Below are 18,004 nucleotides of genomic sequence, written 5' to 3'. Positions count from 1 at the left end.
TATCAACAACCGACCAAGAAAATGTCTTGGTTGGAAAACTGCAAACGAGGCTTTTAATGAGCAATTGTTGCACTTAATTTGACAAATCATCATATCATTAAAATGACTGTAGGAAATGGGTTTCATTTTCACTTTGAAACATCCCCTTAAAGCCGTTGGTTACTCCGAAACATTTCCAAGTGTTGTTGTTTCGTAACCATTTTAAAAATGAAAAAAATCTTCTGCTGTGGCACTTTTAGGTAGTCTCTTGCCTGTTGAGTTAAGTTTATGTCTGCCAGCACTCGGTGTACCAAACGCCAACAAAAGAATCTTTTATAAAGAAAAAGCATTCCCCTTTTAAAGAATGCTCTCTTTTATTTATTAAGAATTCTTATCTCACATCTAATATTTTATCTATGACGTTTGCACAAAATGCTTGCTATACTCTACTACAGTGGAAACAAATGATTTTCTTGTTATTCGTATAGATCAGGATTTAGATTTCCATAATTAAAAACCGATTTTTTCTTAGCATAGAAAAAATCGGTCTAGTTTTTAATTGAAAGAGTGGACGTAGCAAATGTAAACCCGTCACTCTTTTTAAATCAACTTTTTATTATTTTCTATGTGTTCCTATCCTACTCGGACTCTCCGACAGTACAGTCAGGGGAAATCGCATCCCCAGCGTCAAACTAGCTACTTTGGCTAAAAATTTAGAAGCCTCGTTATCAAGCTGGTACCTACTATACTGTGGTCCGTATCCGTGCTCATAGGCGTATTTGCAGAAAGAACGCACCACTTTGCGAGCATGACCTTTTCCTCTAAAAAAATCGTCAAAGTTAGAACACCAAGATCCGTCATTTTAGTTGTTATTCAGAAATTTTGATTTCTTCTATTAAAAAATCACAAAGCATTTTTTTTGTAAATGATAAGTCTGGTATAGTATTGGTACTTAAGATACCAATGGGAATTAGGTCATTTTCAACATCAAGTTCTCTTATTGTAATGTTAGGGATTGAAGGTGGTACAAGTGATAAAGGCATAATCCCAATTCCTATGTTTTCTGATACATAGTAAGGAACAATAGATATATTATTAATAGTTATGAAATCGGGGTTGCTTATTAACCCCATAATAGCCGATTCAATTCTTCTTCTATAAGGACATCCATCCCCACCCTTTAAAAGTGTGTATCCTTTAAACTTATCAAGTGAAACTTTTTCATACACACAAAGAGGATGGTTAGTTGGAAGCACTGCAACAATTTTCTCTTCATAAATGGGAGAAAATGTGAAATTTATACCATCTTCAGGAAGTGAACAAAATGCAAAATCAAGATCATCCCCTAGTAGTAAATTTGCTAAATAAACTGTATTCCCTACAAAAATATTACAGGTTACATTAGGCTTTTGGATTTTGAATTTTTTTAAAGCATTTGGGAAATACCTACTCGCCAAAGGTTCAACTAAGCCTATATTGATCACTCCATATTCCTCTGAATCATAGAACTTTACCTGTCCCTTTACATATTCCCAATGCTTAATTAATTGGTTTATTTCTTGCGCAAATAAAGCACCTGCTCTCGTTAATTGATTACTTTTTCCACTCTCAAAAATTTGAATACCTAGGTCTTTTTCGAGTCGTTGAATATGTGAAGTAACTGTTGATTGAGCAAAGTGAAGGTGAGAAGCAGCCTTATTAAAACCGCCTTGCGAAATTATTGATTGAAAAGTAATAAGTTCTTTTAAGTTCATAGATTGTTCTCCTTATCGGTATATGTGATAACGAAACTCATTTTTATCTATTATACAAATTAATATTTATGAAGTAAACTTTGTTTCAGAAGAGCTCTTCTATTAATCTAGGGGATTGTTGATCAACGTAAAAATAACTTTTATCCCTGTAATGCAATTAGATTTAAGTAATTCTAATTCGATAAGGAGGAGAATATATCTGCGCAAAGAACCGGAGAAAAATCGCGCGGCGAGTGTTAAAGCAAAACAACACTCTAATTTAACATTTCGCATGAATGTCCTTTTCTTTGCTATATTTATCATATTTTCGCTGTTAATTTTTAGGATTGGCTATATGCAAATCGTAAAAGGTGAAGATTATGTACGTACTTTAGAGCGCAAAGAGGAAGTAGCTGTCAATACAAGTGTGCCAAGGGGACGAATGTATGATCGATATGGGCGTATTCTAGTGGATAACCAACCGGAAAATGCTATTACTTATACGAAAATGCAGACGACTACAACGGAGGAAATGCTAGAAATTGCCGGAAAGCTTGCGCAATTGATTGAGCAATCAACAAACCGTATCACTTTACGTGATAAGCAGGATTTTTGGATTTTAAAAAATCATGACGAAGCCTATGCAAAGGTGTCAAAGGCAGAGGAAAAGAAAATTAGAGAGCAAGAAAATAGTACGACAAGTCAAATCAGCGCACAGATTGATAAGCTTGTCCGTGAAAGAATTACGCATGAAGAACTAACACAATTGACGGATGCCGACTTAGAAGTATTAGCAATCTATCGAGAAATGGCATCAGGCCATAGTTTATCACCACAAATTATTAAAAGTGAAAATGTATCTGCTGACGAATTTGCACGTGTCTCTGAGCGTTTAACTGAATTACCTGGTGTTAACACAACGACTGACTGGAAACGTGTGAAATTATCATCACTGGCTATTTTGGGGCGCACAACAACACCAACAAAAGGGATTCCAAAAGAAAAGCTAAATTACTATTTAGCTCGTGACTATTCACGAAATGACCGTGTTGGTGAAAGTTATATTGAAGCGCAATATGAAGAACTGTTGCAAGGGCAAAAAACAGTTGTTAAAAATATTACGAATAAAAAAGGACAAGTTGTCGATACCATAACGAGTTATAAAGGTGAACCTGGTAAAGATTTAGTCTTAACACTAGATAGTGAGTTAACGGCTGCAACAGAAAAAATTGTAGAGGAAGAATTGCTGAAATTAAAAGCACATCCTGGCTCATATTTATTGGATCGTGCCTTTTTAGTAATGATGGACCCGAATACAGGCGATATTTTATCAATGGTTGGTAAGAAAATCGAAAAAAATCCTGAAACGGGAAAAAATGAAGTTGTCGATTATTCGTATGGCAACTTTACTTACAGGTTATAACTTAGGAGTCATTACACCTAGTACTGTATTTGTAGATGAACCAATTCATTTAATGCAAACCAAACCTAAATCTTCTATTTTCAACAGAAATGGCTCTATTACGATGGATGGTTTAACTGCTCTTGAAAGGTCCTCTAACGTATATATGTTTAAAACAGCGATGCTTATTAATGGAACGCCATATAGCTATGGGATGCCTCTCCGTTTAAATGAGAACACATTCCCAAAAATGCGTAATCATTATGCCCAGTTTGGCCTAGGTGTAAAAACAGGTATAGATTTACCAAACGAATTTAGTGGCGTACAAGGTCCATCTGATCCAACGATGGGTGGTAAAACACTCGACTTAGCGATTGGGCAATATGATACGTATACACCTTTACAATTGCTGCAGTATATTTCGACAATAGCAAATGACGGCTATCGCATTCAGCCACATGTTGTCAAAGAGGTACGTAATCCATCAAAAGATGGACAGCAGCTTGGTCAACTAGTTACAGAAGTTGGACCTGCTATTTTAAATCGGATTGAAAATACTGCAGATGAAATCGATTATGTAAAACAAGGTTTACGCCGTGTTTATACTGGTTCAAAAGGTTCAGCTCGACAGGAATTTGCAAATGCGCCATTTACAGCTGCAGGGAAAACAGGAACAGCTCAGTCAATATATTATGGCCCATTAACAGAATATTATGGTACAGAATCAACTACCCTTACTCATGTTGGCTATGCGCCTTATGAAAATCCTGAAATTGCCTACGCTGTTGTTATTCCGTGGGCCACGACAAACACAAATACGCATTTAACTAATAATAATGTCATTGCTAGGAAAGCATTGGATAAATATTTTGAATTAAAGGAAAAATATAAGAATGAGAAAGTAACTGATAGTGATGTGAAGCAACCAATTTTACCAGCTATCACTAATGACAGAATTGGTGAAGAAGAACAAGATAGAAACCGATAAAGCCTAACGATTTTATTACAGTTTCAAAGTATTGTTCGCGGAAAGTCTTTGATTTCCCACAAAAGTATGAAAAATCAATTCGGTCAAATAAATGATGTTTTAATGATAATTTCGCAAGAGCGTGAAAGGAAATATACAATGAAAAAAATATTCTATTATGTAGTTACCTTATTATTGACCTTAAGTATTGTAGGTTGTTCAGCTCAACCAGAGTCTAACAATCCTAACATCCAAAGTGACGTTAACGTTAATCAAGTCCAGGCTGATACTTTCTTTAAAGACCACGAAGGGACCTTTATTTTGCGAGATTTAACAACAGAGGAAACTTATATCTATAATGAGCAGAGAGCAAAAGAAAAACTAACACCCCAATCTACCTTTAAAGTTCCTAATGCATTAATTGGGTTACAATTAGGCGTTGTGAAAGATGAATATGATATCAAAAAATGGGATGGTAAGGAAAACGAAATTATCTCATGGAACCATGACCATACTCTTGGATCTGCTATGCGTGATTCTGTAGTTTGGTATTATCAAGCAATGGCTCGAGATATTGGTGAAAAGCGTATGAATGAATGGTTGCATAAAATCTCCTACGGGAATGAAGATATTAGCGCAGGAATTGATCACTTTTGGTTACAAAGTTCATTGAAAATAACACCGTTGGAAGAAGCCGACTTTATGGAAAAACTTTATAAAGAAGACCTTCCATTTGATAAACCTGTTATGAAGACCGTTAAACGCATGATGATTCAAGAAGAAGGCGATCATTACATTCTTTATGGAAAAACGGGAACTAGAATTACAGACATGGGCCTAGGGTGGTTTGTTGGCTTTATCGTCGTTGAAAATCATCCTTATGTTTTTGTTACAAATCTTAATGATTCTGGAACTGTTGCAAAGAACATAACTGTAGAGATTTTAAAGCAATATAATATGATTACAAAGTAAATAAGCTAAATAAGATAAAAAAAGAGAATTTCAAATAATTTTGAAATTCTCTTTAACTACCTATAGAAAACACCTCGATGATTAGAAGTAAAAAACCATTTTTATTTTATCTTCATTGATTCACACTTTCGGAGTACCGAAAGCCATCAAATTTTAGAGTGAATACTAAAAAATATGTAGAGACAATTGCTATGATACATTCTGATGAATAAACTTTTTCCATCAGACTTCTCCCATTCATAGCAATTGTTTATTTGTAAACATTATTATTTTGATGAATTACCAGTTGAAGAATTAATGGCGGTATTTTGTAATGATTGATTCATTTGTTGTGAAGATTGGTTTGCTTGTTGTTGAGGTTGCTTCGACTGTTGTGAAGATTGGTTCATCTGTTGTAAAGGCTGAGACATTTGCTGCAATGGTTGTGCCATTTGTTGTATTGGCTGCATCATTTGTTGAGCATTCTGTAGATTTAATTTATTCGAAATATTTTTTGTGAACTGTTGAAGAGTACCATTTTGAAATCCTCTAGCTACTCCCAAAATAACAGCTCCAATTACACCCCACGTTAGAAATCTCATTAATAACAGCTTCCTTCCTTAATTAAATATTATTTTAATACAGGTTTAGTATTGGAAATCGAGCTAATACTATACTGAACATTTTTTGGATTATTTTTGTGTATTTTGATACTCTAACCAATTGTTGAAAGGCACTAGAACATTATCCCTACATAAAGAATAGTTACTTTCTCCATATATTCAAAATAAGTCAATTGTATTTCCTCCTTACGTATAATTAAATTTGATATCAACATACTTAAACTGTAAGAACCTTCAACCGCTATATTTTGCTCATTGACTAAACTGATTTTCACATAACTCCGAGCATTTATAGCGGTTATTTTACTCCTACAATTCCAACAAGTAATAAATCGGTACTGTGTTGTCCTCTACTATACAATTGAGGAAATTAAAGCAGCTTTGTTTTTTCTAATCAAGTATAAGCTTTTCGGAACCTTCGCCTGTAAAAAAGATTCTTTTGATTACTTCTTTCGGGCTACCGAACGCCAACAAAAGAATCTTTTTAAAACTCATTGTTATTAAATAAAACCAGGTACTCATATAAAATTTTATGAGCTCCTGGTTATTTTAATGGAAAATTCCCCTATTTAAGCTTTACATCTTTACATTGAAAGTTTTTTTATTGTCACTTGACGTTAAATAATCGACTAGTGAAATACTCTTTCTTTTCACAATATCCAAATTATACCATTCCCTTATTCAACTAACTGCACCGTTAGTCTAATAAGAATTAAACAACTTTATTATTTTAAATAATTTTATTGTCTTTAACATTGGCGTCCGCTTAGCTAGTGAAATGTAAATTATATCGTAAACCATTGAATTTTATTGTTGCTTTGAAAATTCCACCAAATCCTGTGACATTGTACCAATTTCATCTGCTGAGGCATTCAATTGTTCTGTAAGAGCCGCCTGCATTTGCGCAAGCTCACTAATTTTATCCATATAGTCAATAATTGTATCAATGGAAACCTTTATTTGCATTAAACTTGATTCAATATTACCTGTTGCCTCAGCCGAATTAACTGCTAATTTTCTTACCTCTTCAGCTACTACACCAAAACCTTTTCCTTGTTCTCCGGCACGTGCGGCTTCTATTGCGGCATTTAACCCTAGTAAATTTGTCTGATCTGCTATCTCTCGAATAAAATTTGATATAAGCTGTGTTTCATCTGCTAACCCTTTCGCATCATTGGCAGCTCCTGTTGTTTTTTCCTGTGTGTTCGCCAGTTCCTGTGCTTGCATTGTAATAGAATTAATGCCTACAACCATTTCATTAATAGAAGCTGATAACTCCTCCATACGTGTCATCGTTTCTTGCACATTTTGCTCTTTCATTTTTTCATGTGTAATATCTCGAATCGTTCCTGCCACTCGCAAAGGAGCTCCCTCACTATCACGAAGCGTTGTACCGCTTGCATGAAACCAGCGATATTCACCTGATTTTAACTGAAGGCGATAATCTACTTTAAATGGCGTACGCCCAGAAAAATCTAATAAATGTGCACTAAACGCATCTAATGCAAGCTGCTTATCCTCTGGATGCAAGCGATCACTCCAAGAGCTCATAATATTTGGAAAATCGTGTTCATCCTTGAAACCTAATGTTCTTCGAAATTGTTCACTCCACCAAAAGGAATTCTGTGGATTTAATGGATCACCTTGATCTACAATCATATCCCATGGCGCTTCTACTAGAGCTTTATTGATTAAATCATAACGTGTTACATATCCCTGTAATTTTTCCGCGTTTATTTTTTTATCATGAATATTCATAACCGTACCTATTATTTGATACTGATCATCTACAAGAAGAGAAGCTATTCCTGAAGTCCGTATCCAGCGCTCTTGACCGTCACGAAAGCATACCAAATGCTCCATATTAAATCGAGTTTGTGTCGCTAAACTCTCCTCTAGCATCTCTTTAAAATCAGAACGATGCGCCACTGCAATTAACTTCAAAAAATCTTGAAAACTGTCTTTAAGAGCATAACTATCGAATCCTAAGAGCTCTTTTAATTCTGTCGAAGCTGTAAAAACATTGTTTGGATCATCCAAGCGTCCGTTCAATACTTGTAATTCCCAAAGACCAATTTCATTACTTTTCAATACATTACCCATTTTTTTCTGCAATTGATCTTCAGATTCTTGCCGAAGCCTATTTACTTGATTTAAATTATGTACTAACTGTTGTAATTCCTCATTTGTTGAGGCTAATGTATACTCATAATCAAATTGACCCTGTTTAGCCAATTGCAATTGAGCCTCACTCAATCTAATAAGATCGCCAATTGATATGTTCCGTTCTTTTTTTAAAAACATTCTTAGTTCCCCCTCGATAGTGCATAAATCTCACGACTAATTCAAGAATCATTAATTATGAAACTAGAATCATGTTTCGTGTTTTTCTCATTATAACCGACAAAATAGTTAAAAAGCACTCGAAAAATGTTATATTATTTAGATGCACTATATACCTTATAATGGCTACCTCATTTACTTTAGCACTATATATTTTGTTGATCTGTATCCAAATACTCACTATATTATTCTACATCCAATTGCATATTTTATTAAAAAACATGCGTCATTGCTAATCCTCTCTAGCTATGCGCATACTCAATTAAAGTTGCTATAATTCATTAAATTAACATCAAAAAAATCTTAGATTAGCTGTGAAGAGTAAAAGAATCTTTTAAAAACACAATAACTCTAAAATTACAAGGTGTTATTAAAATAAAACCAGGTACTCATCTTTTAATGAGCGCCTGGTCATTTGTTTAGAAGAACTATTTATATAAAGAGAATAAAGGTTTTTTCATCTGAATTTTGGAAGAAGCCAAATGCGGAAAAAAGGTTCAGCCAAAATAGTTGAAAAAAGATTCATGCCTATTAATACATGTACAATACCAACTATCGCAGGGAATAGAAAAACTTTAGGAGGCTGGGACTTAACTAATTAGCTCTTCGTGAAAGCCGAATTACTTTCAAATAAAATAAGCACTATATTTAGAAAACCCGAACAAATTGGCAAAACACCGTATGAGTGTTTTGCCAATTTGTTCGGGTTTTACTTTAGCTAAAATACTTTTGTCCCAGCCTCTTTTTTCTTCTGCTTTGCACCTCTACTGAACGGGATTTTCCAATTTAGAAAAATTTGTTAACACAAAAAATATTAGCTGAGAAAGCATGTATTAATGTTTCCACCGCTTCACATTATGAGTTAATAGAGATGATAGTATTAAATTTGAATTGCTATAAACACCTCTTCTATTTATAAATTGAGGTATAACCAGAAGATCTCTTTATATAAGTACTTATACTATCAATCGTACCATACCATTTTCCATTCACTATACTCTGGATAATTGGACCAAGGATAATAGTAATCAGAATCATACTTTGATACCTGGACATTATCCCATTTTTGATTTAAAGATTGAGTATAAATATTTGTTCCATTAAAATTATCTTTCCCTATAGTCGTATTTCTTTTAACTGATAATGCGCTTGCACTAGTAAAAGGAGTTGAAGCAAATAAAACAGTATTAGCTCCATCAATGAAATAGGCAGTAAAATAAGTGGCACCAGTTTGTTTTTTTACGTAAAATTTAAAATTTTTCACAATATTCCCATCGTATTTATGATAAGCTGTATTATCAACTTCATAATTAAACTTAGAATTTCTAATATATGGTAACCATCGTTTTGTCCCTGTTTGATAAGAATAACCGCCTTCAATGCCCCCCTGTGAAGAATCAAAACCATAATAAACCCAAGGCTGTTCTCCATTAGTCACATTTTTAATAGTTGGCAGTGTTAAATTACTAATTATTCCGTCAAATCCAGAGAAATTAAGTTGTCTTCTCTCAAATGCTCCAGTAGATCCTCCAAATATTTCAGAAACAGTTGGATTACTCATACTTAAAGGAGCAATATCGTTTGAGTTTAGAGTAATGTTAGTATCCGGTTCAGTTGGTTCAGTTTTTTCTGCTTCACCTAGATAACCACGTTTTGAACTATAAACTTTTCCATCATCACTTAAATAAATATAGTCCAAATCTTTTAATGTATCGATTGTATCTAACGCCTCTTTATTTTTCCAATTTGTCTTAGATTGTTTTAAAAGTAAAGTTTCAACCTCATTAATTTCTAATGTAGGATCGTAGTCAACTCCTTGGTCTTTTAATTTTTCAGTAATGACTATTTTCATATGTTCATCAAAAAATTCTTGTGGAAGATTTTTTTCCATCTCTGCAGCATATGAATTTCCATAAAAAGTGAATAATGATAAAAATGTAAATAAAAATATTTTTTTCAAAAAAAAATACCTCCTTTTATATTGTAGACTATTAATATTACTTCAAATCACAAGCAATAAAATTAATAGACTCAAATCTTATTTTATGCATTTATTCAATATTTTGTCAATAAATCATTAAATATTACAAATTTTTTCTAAATAAATGTCGCATATATTTAAAAATTATAGAGAAAGGTGCAGCACTAAATATTTACGACATTAAGAGACCATGGCTCTAAAAGATTGCGGAATTAAAAGAATCAGGAGGAATGATAACGAAGGAGAAAATAATGCGGAGATGGTCGTCAGATGATGTTATCCGATTATTAGATGGAGACGACCTTTCATATAGCCAAATCAATGACATATTACGCTTAATAATTGAGCAAGTTTCATATTTTCGTGATGAAGATGAAAATGTTCCCCTAAAGAATAAGTACAAATGACCTCAAACGTTGATTTGCGGTCTTTTTTTATGGTTACTAAACGACGACTCTCCCAAATTTGCCAAAGTATCCACAGACTTTGGACCTTGTGATAAAAGATCAAGAATTTCCAACCTTTTAGGGCTTGATAAACTTTTCCCCATTCTTCCAAATTCTCGAAATAACAAATCCTTTAAATTTCGTTCATTAAGCATATAAAAAACCCCCAAACTACTCAATTGATTAATTGAACAGTTGAATTCTTACCATAAGAATGATCTTTGTTAATTACCTTTCAGCTCCTTTAGTATAAGTTCTTATTAGGATCACCACGAAAAAACGTAGATAAAAACTTAATTAAAAAGGGAAAACTGTCAAAACAGTTTACAGATTTGACAGTTCTTTTTTGTTTATATTTAATGAGCATGCATAACAACATTCTTTTTCTTTGAATATAGTAAAAAAGTGATGGTTAAACTTAAGCTAATAACACCAAAAACAAGTCCCAATCCACTTAAACCAACTAAATCTAGCATCATGCCTGTTGACAATAAGACGACCTGAAAGATGACAGAATCAATCATATTACGGAATGAGAAAAATCGCCCATGAAAATCTTTTGGCACTTGCTTCTGAAAAATCACCATTGTCGTCGGGAAAAAACAACCTACTGAAAAACCAAAAACTCCAAAAGCCACTAACGTAAAGAATTTAATGTCCGATAATAGTAGCATTAGTTCCATCGAACCGATGATAAATGCTAATGTAAAGAGCAGTGTTCCAATTTTCACCCGTTCTGTAATCAATTTCAAACCAGCTGCACCTAGCATAAAACCTATGCCCTCAACTGTATATAATAATCCTGATATTGTCGTTGAATGATGAATCTCAGAAATTTTCATAATCACTAAATTAAAGGAACCTAAAAATAATGTTGGAATTAACATTAAGACAAGTGTCATTAAAACAATAGGATGCTCCTTCACCATCGGTAACACTGCTTTAAAGTCGCCCTTTTCATTAGTTGCTGACGAGTGATTTGCCATTTCATTTAATTGTAGGAAGTTCGTAATAACAAACATCATAATATAGACAATAAATGAAATGATGTATAACCATTTCAGCTCAAAGAAACTTAGCATAAATCCCGCTGCAGCAGTACCAATAATCCTAGAAATCGTTCGAGCATTCATTTGCCAAGCATTTAATGTAATTAAATCCTTATCCTTAACAATCATTGGAATAATAGATTGTAGAGCAGGCATATAAAAAGCGGCTGCTATTTGCAACGTTATTAAAAAAAGAATCATCCAAATAACTGAATTTGTATAAAGTGCCATAAACATAAATAAAACACTTATAATTCGCCCTACACTAGCCCACTGTACAACTGTTTTTTTCTTCGCCTTGTCAATAATACGCCCAGCTAACGGACCTACTATTAAACCAGCCAATATACCGCAAGAAATAATTAATGATTTGTGAAAGTCAGAGGGAACGACCTCTTGCATAAAAGCTAAATTCCCTATAATCCCAGCCCACAAGCCAAGACCTACGACAAATTCACCTAGTAAAATAATCCATACATTCCGATTATGCCACATGCGTATCTCCTTTGTTTCATTTAGTAATCATTACATAGTAACAAAATTACAAATATTCGTACAGAGACATTTTACAATAATTGTATTTTCATGAATGTTAAAAAATATTTTCTACTCTATAAATATGTATTCAGTTTAGACCTTTCATTAATGTTTTCTTGCCTTTTCGAATTGCTTTAAACAGTATACTATTTTTGTAGAAAGTAAAAATCAGGCAAAAGTTTGAAATAATCAACAGGCATATGACAAAAAACATCGTTTGATTCTATTATCAAACGATGTCAGACTGTAGATAAACGTTACTTTTTTTGTATAAAACTTTATGATAATTTTAATCAGCAAATCTACCATTTAGCATTTTGTGAGGAGCGTCGATACTGTCACATTTTCCTTCAGAAGTTTATGTGATAAGGCTAGTTTTATATAGTGTAAAGCATAGCCATCATATAATTTTGGTTTCAGCTTGTCGACTCTTACTGTTGATGTGGAGATTGAAGCCAAGCCCGCGGAAAGCGTCACTCGGAGTGAAAAACAACTATTTACTGATACACACTAATTTATATTTATTCTTTTGTCGACAAGCTGACATCATTTAATACATGATCAAACGATATTTCATCTTTACATAGCTTCTAATTTACTAACGAGCGATTTTCTTCGGCGCTCAGCGATTTTTTGACCTACTAATACAATGATAAATATTAAACCCACGGTTGTTGCCATCATCCCTGCAATGGACGTATCCCAAAGCTTCGCTAAATAATAGCCTATTACCGATGCTGAAGCCCCAAAAAGCATACTATACATAAACATTTGTTTAATCGTTTTGCTTATTAAATAGGAGGTGGCAGCTGGTCCTATTAACATAGCGACAACTAAAATCGCGCCGACACTATCAAATGCAGCAACGGTTGTAAAGGAAATGGTTGTCATAAAGCCATAATGTAGAAAAATTACTGGTAAACCGATGGAAGCAGCATAAACTGGGTCAAAGGTTGTTAACTTCATTTCCTTAAAGAATAATAGAAGGAACCCAATGTTAACTATCAGTACAAACAATAGCATCCATACGGCCTTTGGCATTGTGATTGACAGTAATGTCCATCTATCCCATGGTACAAATGCAATTTCACCCATCAATACATGCTCAACATCTAAATGTACATTACCAGCAAATAATGTGATGAGTAGAACACCTGCAGCAAACAAGGACGTGAAGACAACGCCAATGGCAGCGTCCTCCTGAATGCCAGAGGAATTTAGTAATTGCACAAGGTAGGCCGTTAGAATTCCTGCGCATGCCGCACCAATTAACATCCAAAAGCCATTTAATGTTTGAGTAATAATATAAGCCATGACGATACCAAATAATACTGTATGACTAATCGCATCTGCAATCATCGACATTCTACGTAAAATTAGAAAAACCCCAGCAATTCCGCATGTAACCCCTACTAAAATGCCTGTAAAAACAACCCAAAACTCAATCATCCTAGCTCACCTTGCTTTCGAAACTGCATTTTCCTACGATATTTATTAATTTGTCCATCCGGACTAATAAAATAGGAAATAAAGAATATTGCAGCTGCTACTAAGACAATAATTGGACCTGTCGATAATCCAGTTCGAATTGAACTAATAAAGGTTCCAATAAGACCAGAAATACCACCGATTGCTGCACTAAGCACGAGCATTGAGCTCAATTTACTTGTCCATAATTTAGCACTTGCAGCTGGGATGATTAGTAAGGCCGACATCAAAATAACACCCACTGCCTGAATCCCTGTTACAATGGTCATAACAATTAAAACCGTTAGTGTAGCTTTTAAAGCTTCAATTGGTATGCCAATTCCTTTAGCATAAACAGGGTCAAAGATTAGGAGCTTCCATTCTTTATAAAGAAGCAGACTTACTAAAATAATAATCGTCGCACTTATAAACAACCACATTAAATCAGCTTTCGTCATCGTCGCTGCTTTCCCAAAAATAAAATGGTTAAGACCGCTTTGATTGCCGAATGGGCTACGGTTGACAACTGTTAAAAATACAACACCTATCCCGAAAAACACAGTCAAGACCAATCCAATTGCTGCATCTGCTTTCAATTTCGAAAAAGAGACAATCCATTGTATGCAATAAACGGACAAAGCCGATGTGATCCCTGCCCCAAACATTAATATAGGTAATTCCTTTTGTCCCGTTAATAGAAAGGCAAGAGCGATCCCTGGTAATGCAGCATGTGCCGCTGCGTCGCCTACTAAACTTTGCTTTTGTAAGAAGGAGAAGGTGCCAGTTATGCCAGCCGCGATCCCGAGTAACATCGTACCGACTAATACCCACAGTAAGTTACCACTTAACATATTCACCCTCCTTAGGCGTTTTGCATCATGAATAGTTTACCACCGTATGTTTTTTGTAATTGCTCTGGTGTAAAAACATCTTCTGTTGGGCCTGATGCTAAAATTGTTTTATTTAAAAGAATTGTATAATCAAAATATTCTTTTACTGTTTGTAAGTCATGATGGACGACAAAAATACTTTTTCCTTTCGCTTTCAAGTCTTTTAAAATATTGATTATTGTTTTTTCTGTAGCAGCATCCACTCCAGCAAAAGGTTCATCTAAGAAATAAATATCCGCATTTTGGGCTAGGGCTCTTGCTAAGAATACCCGTTGCTGCTGCCCTCCTGATAATTGACCGATAGAACGTTCTGCAAAGTCTTGCATGCCTACACTTGCAAGAGCTTGTTGTGCTATAACTTTATCCTTTTTAGACGGTCTTTTAAATAATCCAGTATGTCCGTAGCGCCCCATCAAAACAATGTCAAAGGCATTTGTAGGAAAATCCCAATCAACAGCATTGCGCTGAGGAACATACCCAACTACTAAGCTTTTTGGTTCAAAGGCTTTTCCAAGAATTTTAACTTCCCCTATTTTATTCGGTAATTGATTTAAAATGGCCTTTAAAAAAGTAGATTTCCCAGCCCCATTTGGACCTATAATTGCTGAGAGATGGCCCGTAGGAACCGTTACACATGCGTTTTCTAATACTATTTTCTTATCATATGCAACAGATAAATTTTCAACTGTTAATGCATTCATATTTCTCACCTACTTCAATGCATCGACGATTGTGTCGATGTTATGTTGATACATACCCATATATGTACCTTCTTTTGTTCCCTCTGCACCCATAGCATCCGAGAATAGCTCCCCGCCAATCACTATGTCATGACCTTTTTCTTTCGCTCCTTCAATCACAGCTTGCATTGCTTTATCAGAGACGCTCGATTCTATAAAAATAGCTTTAATATTATTTGCTGCTAAAAAATTCACCATTTCCTGTACATCTTTCACACCATATTCGGAATCTGTACTTAGTCCCTGTAAGCCACGCACTTCAAAACCTTGGCTTCTACCAAAATAATTGAATGCATCATGAGCAGTTACTAAAATACGCTGTTTTTCTGGGATTTCATTTACTCTGTCCTTCGCATATGTTTGTAACTCATCTAGCTTTTTCAAGTAAGCTTCTTCGTTTGCTGCAAAATCCTCTTTAAATTGCGGGTATTCTTCCTGAAGCTTGTCTCCGATTGCATGAACAACCCCTTTCCAAAGCTCAATATCAAACCAAATATGCGGATCATGTAGCATAGCTTCATCATCACTAGCAAGTAGATCTTTTTTATCTAACTTTTCTCCAACGGCGAGCACTGTTTTGTTTTTGGACATTTGCTCAAAAATATCAAGCATTTGTCCCTCTAAATGTAAACCGTTATAAAAAATAACCTCTGCTTTATCCAATTTCGTTAAATCACTTTGTGTAGCTTTGTATAAATGGGGGTCTACTCCCGGCCCCATTAAGGCTGTTACCTTTAAATGATCGCCACTAATTTCTTTAATGGCATCCGCAATTTGCCCAGTTGTTGCGACAACTACTCCTTCCTTTTCTCCCCCTGTTTCGGCAGAACAACCGATTAACAAGAGTGATAATGATAAAACAAGTACACCAATAAAATGTTTCATGTTTAAATACCTCTTCTTTCTCTTTATATTTAAGGCATGGTTTTTTGTTGATTTTAATATCAGTACTCGACAAAAGGGCATTTTTTGCGCGGGCAATAACGACCGGTTCCTCGTAACCTCTTATTAGGAATCTTCTGTTTGTTATGCCCGCTCAAATGGCTCTTGTCAAAATTTATTTAATAATAACACAGCCTTAATTTATATTAATTTTCTTACAAGGCGGCGCCAGCCTATCCAGAAAATAATTACCATCATCCCTGCCCCAACTGACTCAGTCAGTTTCCACAAAAGTATAAGAATCAGCAAAATAATTAACGGAAGAATTGTCAACTTCAAATCATCTAACTCTTTCATTCACACACTCTTCTTTCCTAAATGACATTTTCTTTCCTTAAGGAAAATATAAGCTTAAACTTAAAAAATTTCAACTCTTTTGCATATCTCTCTTAGAAAAATATCTATTTTATGAGGAAAATCAGCATTCAAAATCTTCCTATAGCACAAAACAGCAGCATTTCTAGTATAAAAAATGCTGCTGTTTACTCTCAAATTTATATTTTTGTATAATTTTTAATATGCAAAATCTCCTCCCTTCCTACATATAAATAACTTGGATATTGCTTATCTTCATCATATTCTGAAGGTTGTCTAATGGATACCTCATATTGTGCTGTTTTCACTTGATGATATTGCATCAAAATTTTTAGTGCCTCTCCTTCTTTTTGTAACAACTTCACCACCACAATTGATGTAGCGTTTTAATAACAATCGATAGCAGCAGCACAATAAGTCTTTAAAAAATATTCACTTCCATCAAAAAATCGCGAACATATTTAACCTTCTGCATATTTCAGCTGATACTTTTCCATTACTCGGTTAAAGAATGACGCTAGAACTTGCTGAAATAGCATGCCAAACACTACAGGCATAACTGTTTTTGCAGGAAAGTATGTAGTCGCTATAACAACCCCTACAGCAATATTGCGCATCCCTCCTGTAAAAACGAACATTGTAATAATACTTATATCCTTCCAAAGTATATGCCCTAATACTAAACAAAAAGCATACCCTGATACAGCTAGTATAAATACGACCAAAATAACACTAACAAGCTCCACGTTAATATTTTTAATATACGGGACAATTGCACTACTATTTATCATTACAATACTAAATAAGCTAAGTTTTGAAAAAGGGGCTAATTTCTTTCCTAGTGTCAGCTCAATTTTACCTTTAGTAAACTCATTTAATGCTACACCTATAAGAGAAGGCACAACAATCATCCAAAGTAAATCTAGAATGAGACCAACAGTATCAATTTCGATCGTTTGCCCTACAACAATATGAAGTAATGCAGGAATAACAATGGGCGAAATGAGTGTATCGATTAAAATAATTGCAAGACATAATGCGAGATGCCCCCTACAAATACTGACCCAAATAAAGCTCGTTACTCCTGTTGGCACAGCGACTGCTAAAACAAATCCAATTGTTAGTAGATGATCATTAAAGATGAAGTTTGATACAAAATAAGCCCAAATTGGCATGAGTAGGTGTAAAAATGCGATAACAACTAATATAACTGTTGGGTATTTTTTAAGACTTTTTATTCCTTCAAAATTCATGCTTAAACTACCTGCAAATGTCATAAAAGCAAACAGCCACGGCACTAAAAATAATAGCTGATGCCCTACGTTCTCAAACAATACACCAACAACTAAGCTAAGCGGCGTTAAAATAGGCATCCATTTTTGGAGGTATTTATTTAAACTATTCAACATCTCTTTTTTCCTTCTTTCTTAAAAGAACAATTTTCTCCAGCCTCTTTATAGTAAAATCAATTATGCCTCGGCATAATTGCGTCCGGAATCGGCTTTGTGTTTAGGCCTGCAGATGTTTTTTGCGCGAAAGCGTAGCGGCAGCAGCAGATGTTTTTTATGCGAAAGCGCAGTGCTAACGTAGTGGCAGCAACAACGTGTTTTGTCTGTGCGAAAGCGAAGCGTCAGCTTAC

Annotated in this window: 14 protein-coding genes and 2 pseudogenes; 3 read left to right on the top strand and 13 right to left on the bottom strand. The window is 34.5% G+C overall.

The annotated features are described in order from the left end of the window. Positions 1-848: 848 nt before the first annotated feature. The gene (locus ACQKOF_RS17160) at positions 849-1,733 is read right to left on the bottom strand and encodes a LysR family transcriptional regulator (RefSeq protein ID WP_427559487.1); all 885 of its coding nucleotides are present in this window, start codon (positions 1,731-1,733) and stop codon (positions 849-851) included. A gap of 199 nt (positions 1,734-1,932) precedes the next feature. On the opposite strand from ACQKOF_RS17160, the pseudogene ACQKOF_RS17155 reads away from it, so the two are divergent. Together ACQKOF_RS17155 and blaOXA are read left to right on the top strand one after the other, a co-directional pair. Further along, positions 1,933-4,102, top strand: a pseudogene (locus ACQKOF_RS17155) (peptidoglycan D,D-transpeptidase FtsI family protein). Between the two features lie 138 nt (positions 4,103-4,240). Beyond that, a complete protein-coding gene (gene blaOXA, locus ACQKOF_RS17150; protein WP_427559484.1) occupies positions 4,241-5,053 on the top strand; it encodes a class D beta-lactamase in 813 nt (270 codons plus the stop codon). A 266-nt stretch (positions 5,054-5,319) separates the two neighbouring features. On the opposite strand, the gene ACQKOF_RS17145 is transcribed toward blaOXA, so the two are convergent. The 3 genes from ACQKOF_RS17145 to ACQKOF_RS17135 all read right to left on the bottom strand — a co-directional run bounded on the left by ACQKOF_RS17145 (position 5,320) and on the right by ACQKOF_RS17135 (position 9,958). Continuing rightward, positions 5,320-5,634: a hypothetical protein gene (locus ACQKOF_RS17145; RefSeq protein WP_427559481.1), complete on the bottom strand. Its 315-nt coding sequence runs from the start codon at positions 5,632-5,634 to the stop codon at positions 5,320-5,322. A gap of 828 nt (positions 5,635-6,462) precedes the next feature. Further along, a complete protein-coding gene (locus ACQKOF_RS17140; protein WP_427559495.1) occupies positions 6,463-7,758 on the bottom strand; it encodes a methyl-accepting chemotaxis protein in 1,296 nt (431 codons plus the stop codon). 1,204 nt (positions 7,759-8,962) lie between these two features. Further along, positions 8,963-9,958, bottom strand: a complete 996-nt coding sequence (locus tag ACQKOF_RS17135; RefSeq protein ID WP_427559478.1) for a hypothetical protein — start codon at positions 9,956-9,958, stop codon at positions 8,963-8,965. 272 nt (positions 9,959-10,230) lie between these two features. Here ACQKOF_RS17135 and ACQKOF_RS17130 point away from each other — a divergent pair, with 272 nt between their 5' ends. Next, positions 10,231-10,386 carry a hypothetical protein gene (locus tag ACQKOF_RS17130; RefSeq protein ID WP_427559476.1) on the top strand — a complete coding sequence of 52 codons (156 nt, stop codon included), beginning with the start codon at positions 10,231-10,233 and terminating at the stop codon, positions 10,384-10,386. A 32-nt stretch (positions 10,387-10,418) separates the two neighbouring features. Here the strand turns inward: ACQKOF_RS17130 and ACQKOF_RS17125 are convergent. The 9 genes and pseudogenes from ACQKOF_RS17125 to ACQKOF_RS17085 all read right to left on the bottom strand — a co-directional run. Continuing rightward, positions 10,419-10,580: pseudogene (locus ACQKOF_RS17125) on the bottom strand (ArsR family transcriptional regulator); the annotation flags it as partial. Positions 10,581-10,781: 201 nt separating this feature from the next. Continuing rightward, positions 10,782-11,969, bottom strand: a complete 1,188-nt coding sequence (locus ACQKOF_RS17120) for an MFS transporter (RefSeq protein WP_427559473.1) — start codon at positions 11,967-11,969, stop codon at positions 10,782-10,784. A gap of 621 nt (positions 11,970-12,590) precedes the next feature. Then, positions 12,591-13,460: a metal ABC transporter permease gene (locus tag ACQKOF_RS17115; protein WP_427559470.1), complete on the bottom strand. Its 870-nt coding sequence runs from the start codon at positions 13,458-13,460 to the stop codon at positions 12,591-12,593. Further along, on the bottom strand, positions 13,457-14,329 hold the full coding sequence (locus ACQKOF_RS17110; RefSeq protein WP_427559467.1) for a metal ABC transporter permease: 873 nt from the start codon (positions 14,327-14,329) through the stop codon (positions 13,457-13,459). The genes ACQKOF_RS17115 and ACQKOF_RS17110 overlap by 4 nt, the downstream gene beginning before the upstream one ends. 11 nt (positions 14,330-14,340) lie before the next feature. Further along, on the bottom strand, positions 14,341-15,069 hold the full coding sequence (locus ACQKOF_RS17105) for a metal ABC transporter ATP-binding protein (protein ID WP_427559465.1): 729 nt from the start codon (positions 15,067-15,069) through the stop codon (positions 14,341-14,343). 9 nt (positions 15,070-15,078) lie between these two features. Next, on the bottom strand, positions 15,079-15,993 hold the full coding sequence (locus tag ACQKOF_RS17100; RefSeq protein ID WP_427559461.1) for a metal ABC transporter solute-binding protein, Zn/Mn family: 915 nt from the start codon (positions 15,991-15,993) through the stop codon (positions 15,079-15,081). 198 nt (positions 15,994-16,191) lie between these two features. Further along, complete coding sequence (locus ACQKOF_RS17095; RefSeq protein ID WP_376071034.1) at positions 16,192-16,347, bottom strand: hypothetical protein; 156 nt, start codon at positions 16,345-16,347, stop codon at positions 16,192-16,194. Between the two features lie 197 nt (positions 16,348-16,544). Continuing rightward, positions 16,545-16,724 (bottom strand): hypothetical protein, encoded by a 180-nt coding sequence (locus ACQKOF_RS17090; protein WP_427559459.1) that lies wholly within the window; start codon positions 16,722-16,724, stop codon positions 16,545-16,547. Between the two features lie 102 nt (positions 16,725-16,826). Next, positions 16,827-17,774, bottom strand: coding sequence for a bile acid:sodium symporter family protein (locus tag ACQKOF_RS17085; protein ID WP_427559456.1), 948 nt, complete (start codon positions 17,772-17,774; stop codon positions 16,827-16,829). Positions 17,775-18,004: the final 230 nt, after the last annotated feature.

This window comes from Lysinibacillus sp. NPDC093190 (assembly GCF_050280425.1).
Lineage (GTDB): Bacteria > Bacillota > Bacilli > Bacillales_A > Planococcaceae > Lysinibacillus.
The sequence above is the reverse complement of the archived record's forward strand: the minus strand, read 5'-3'. Positions and strand labels throughout refer to the sequence as shown.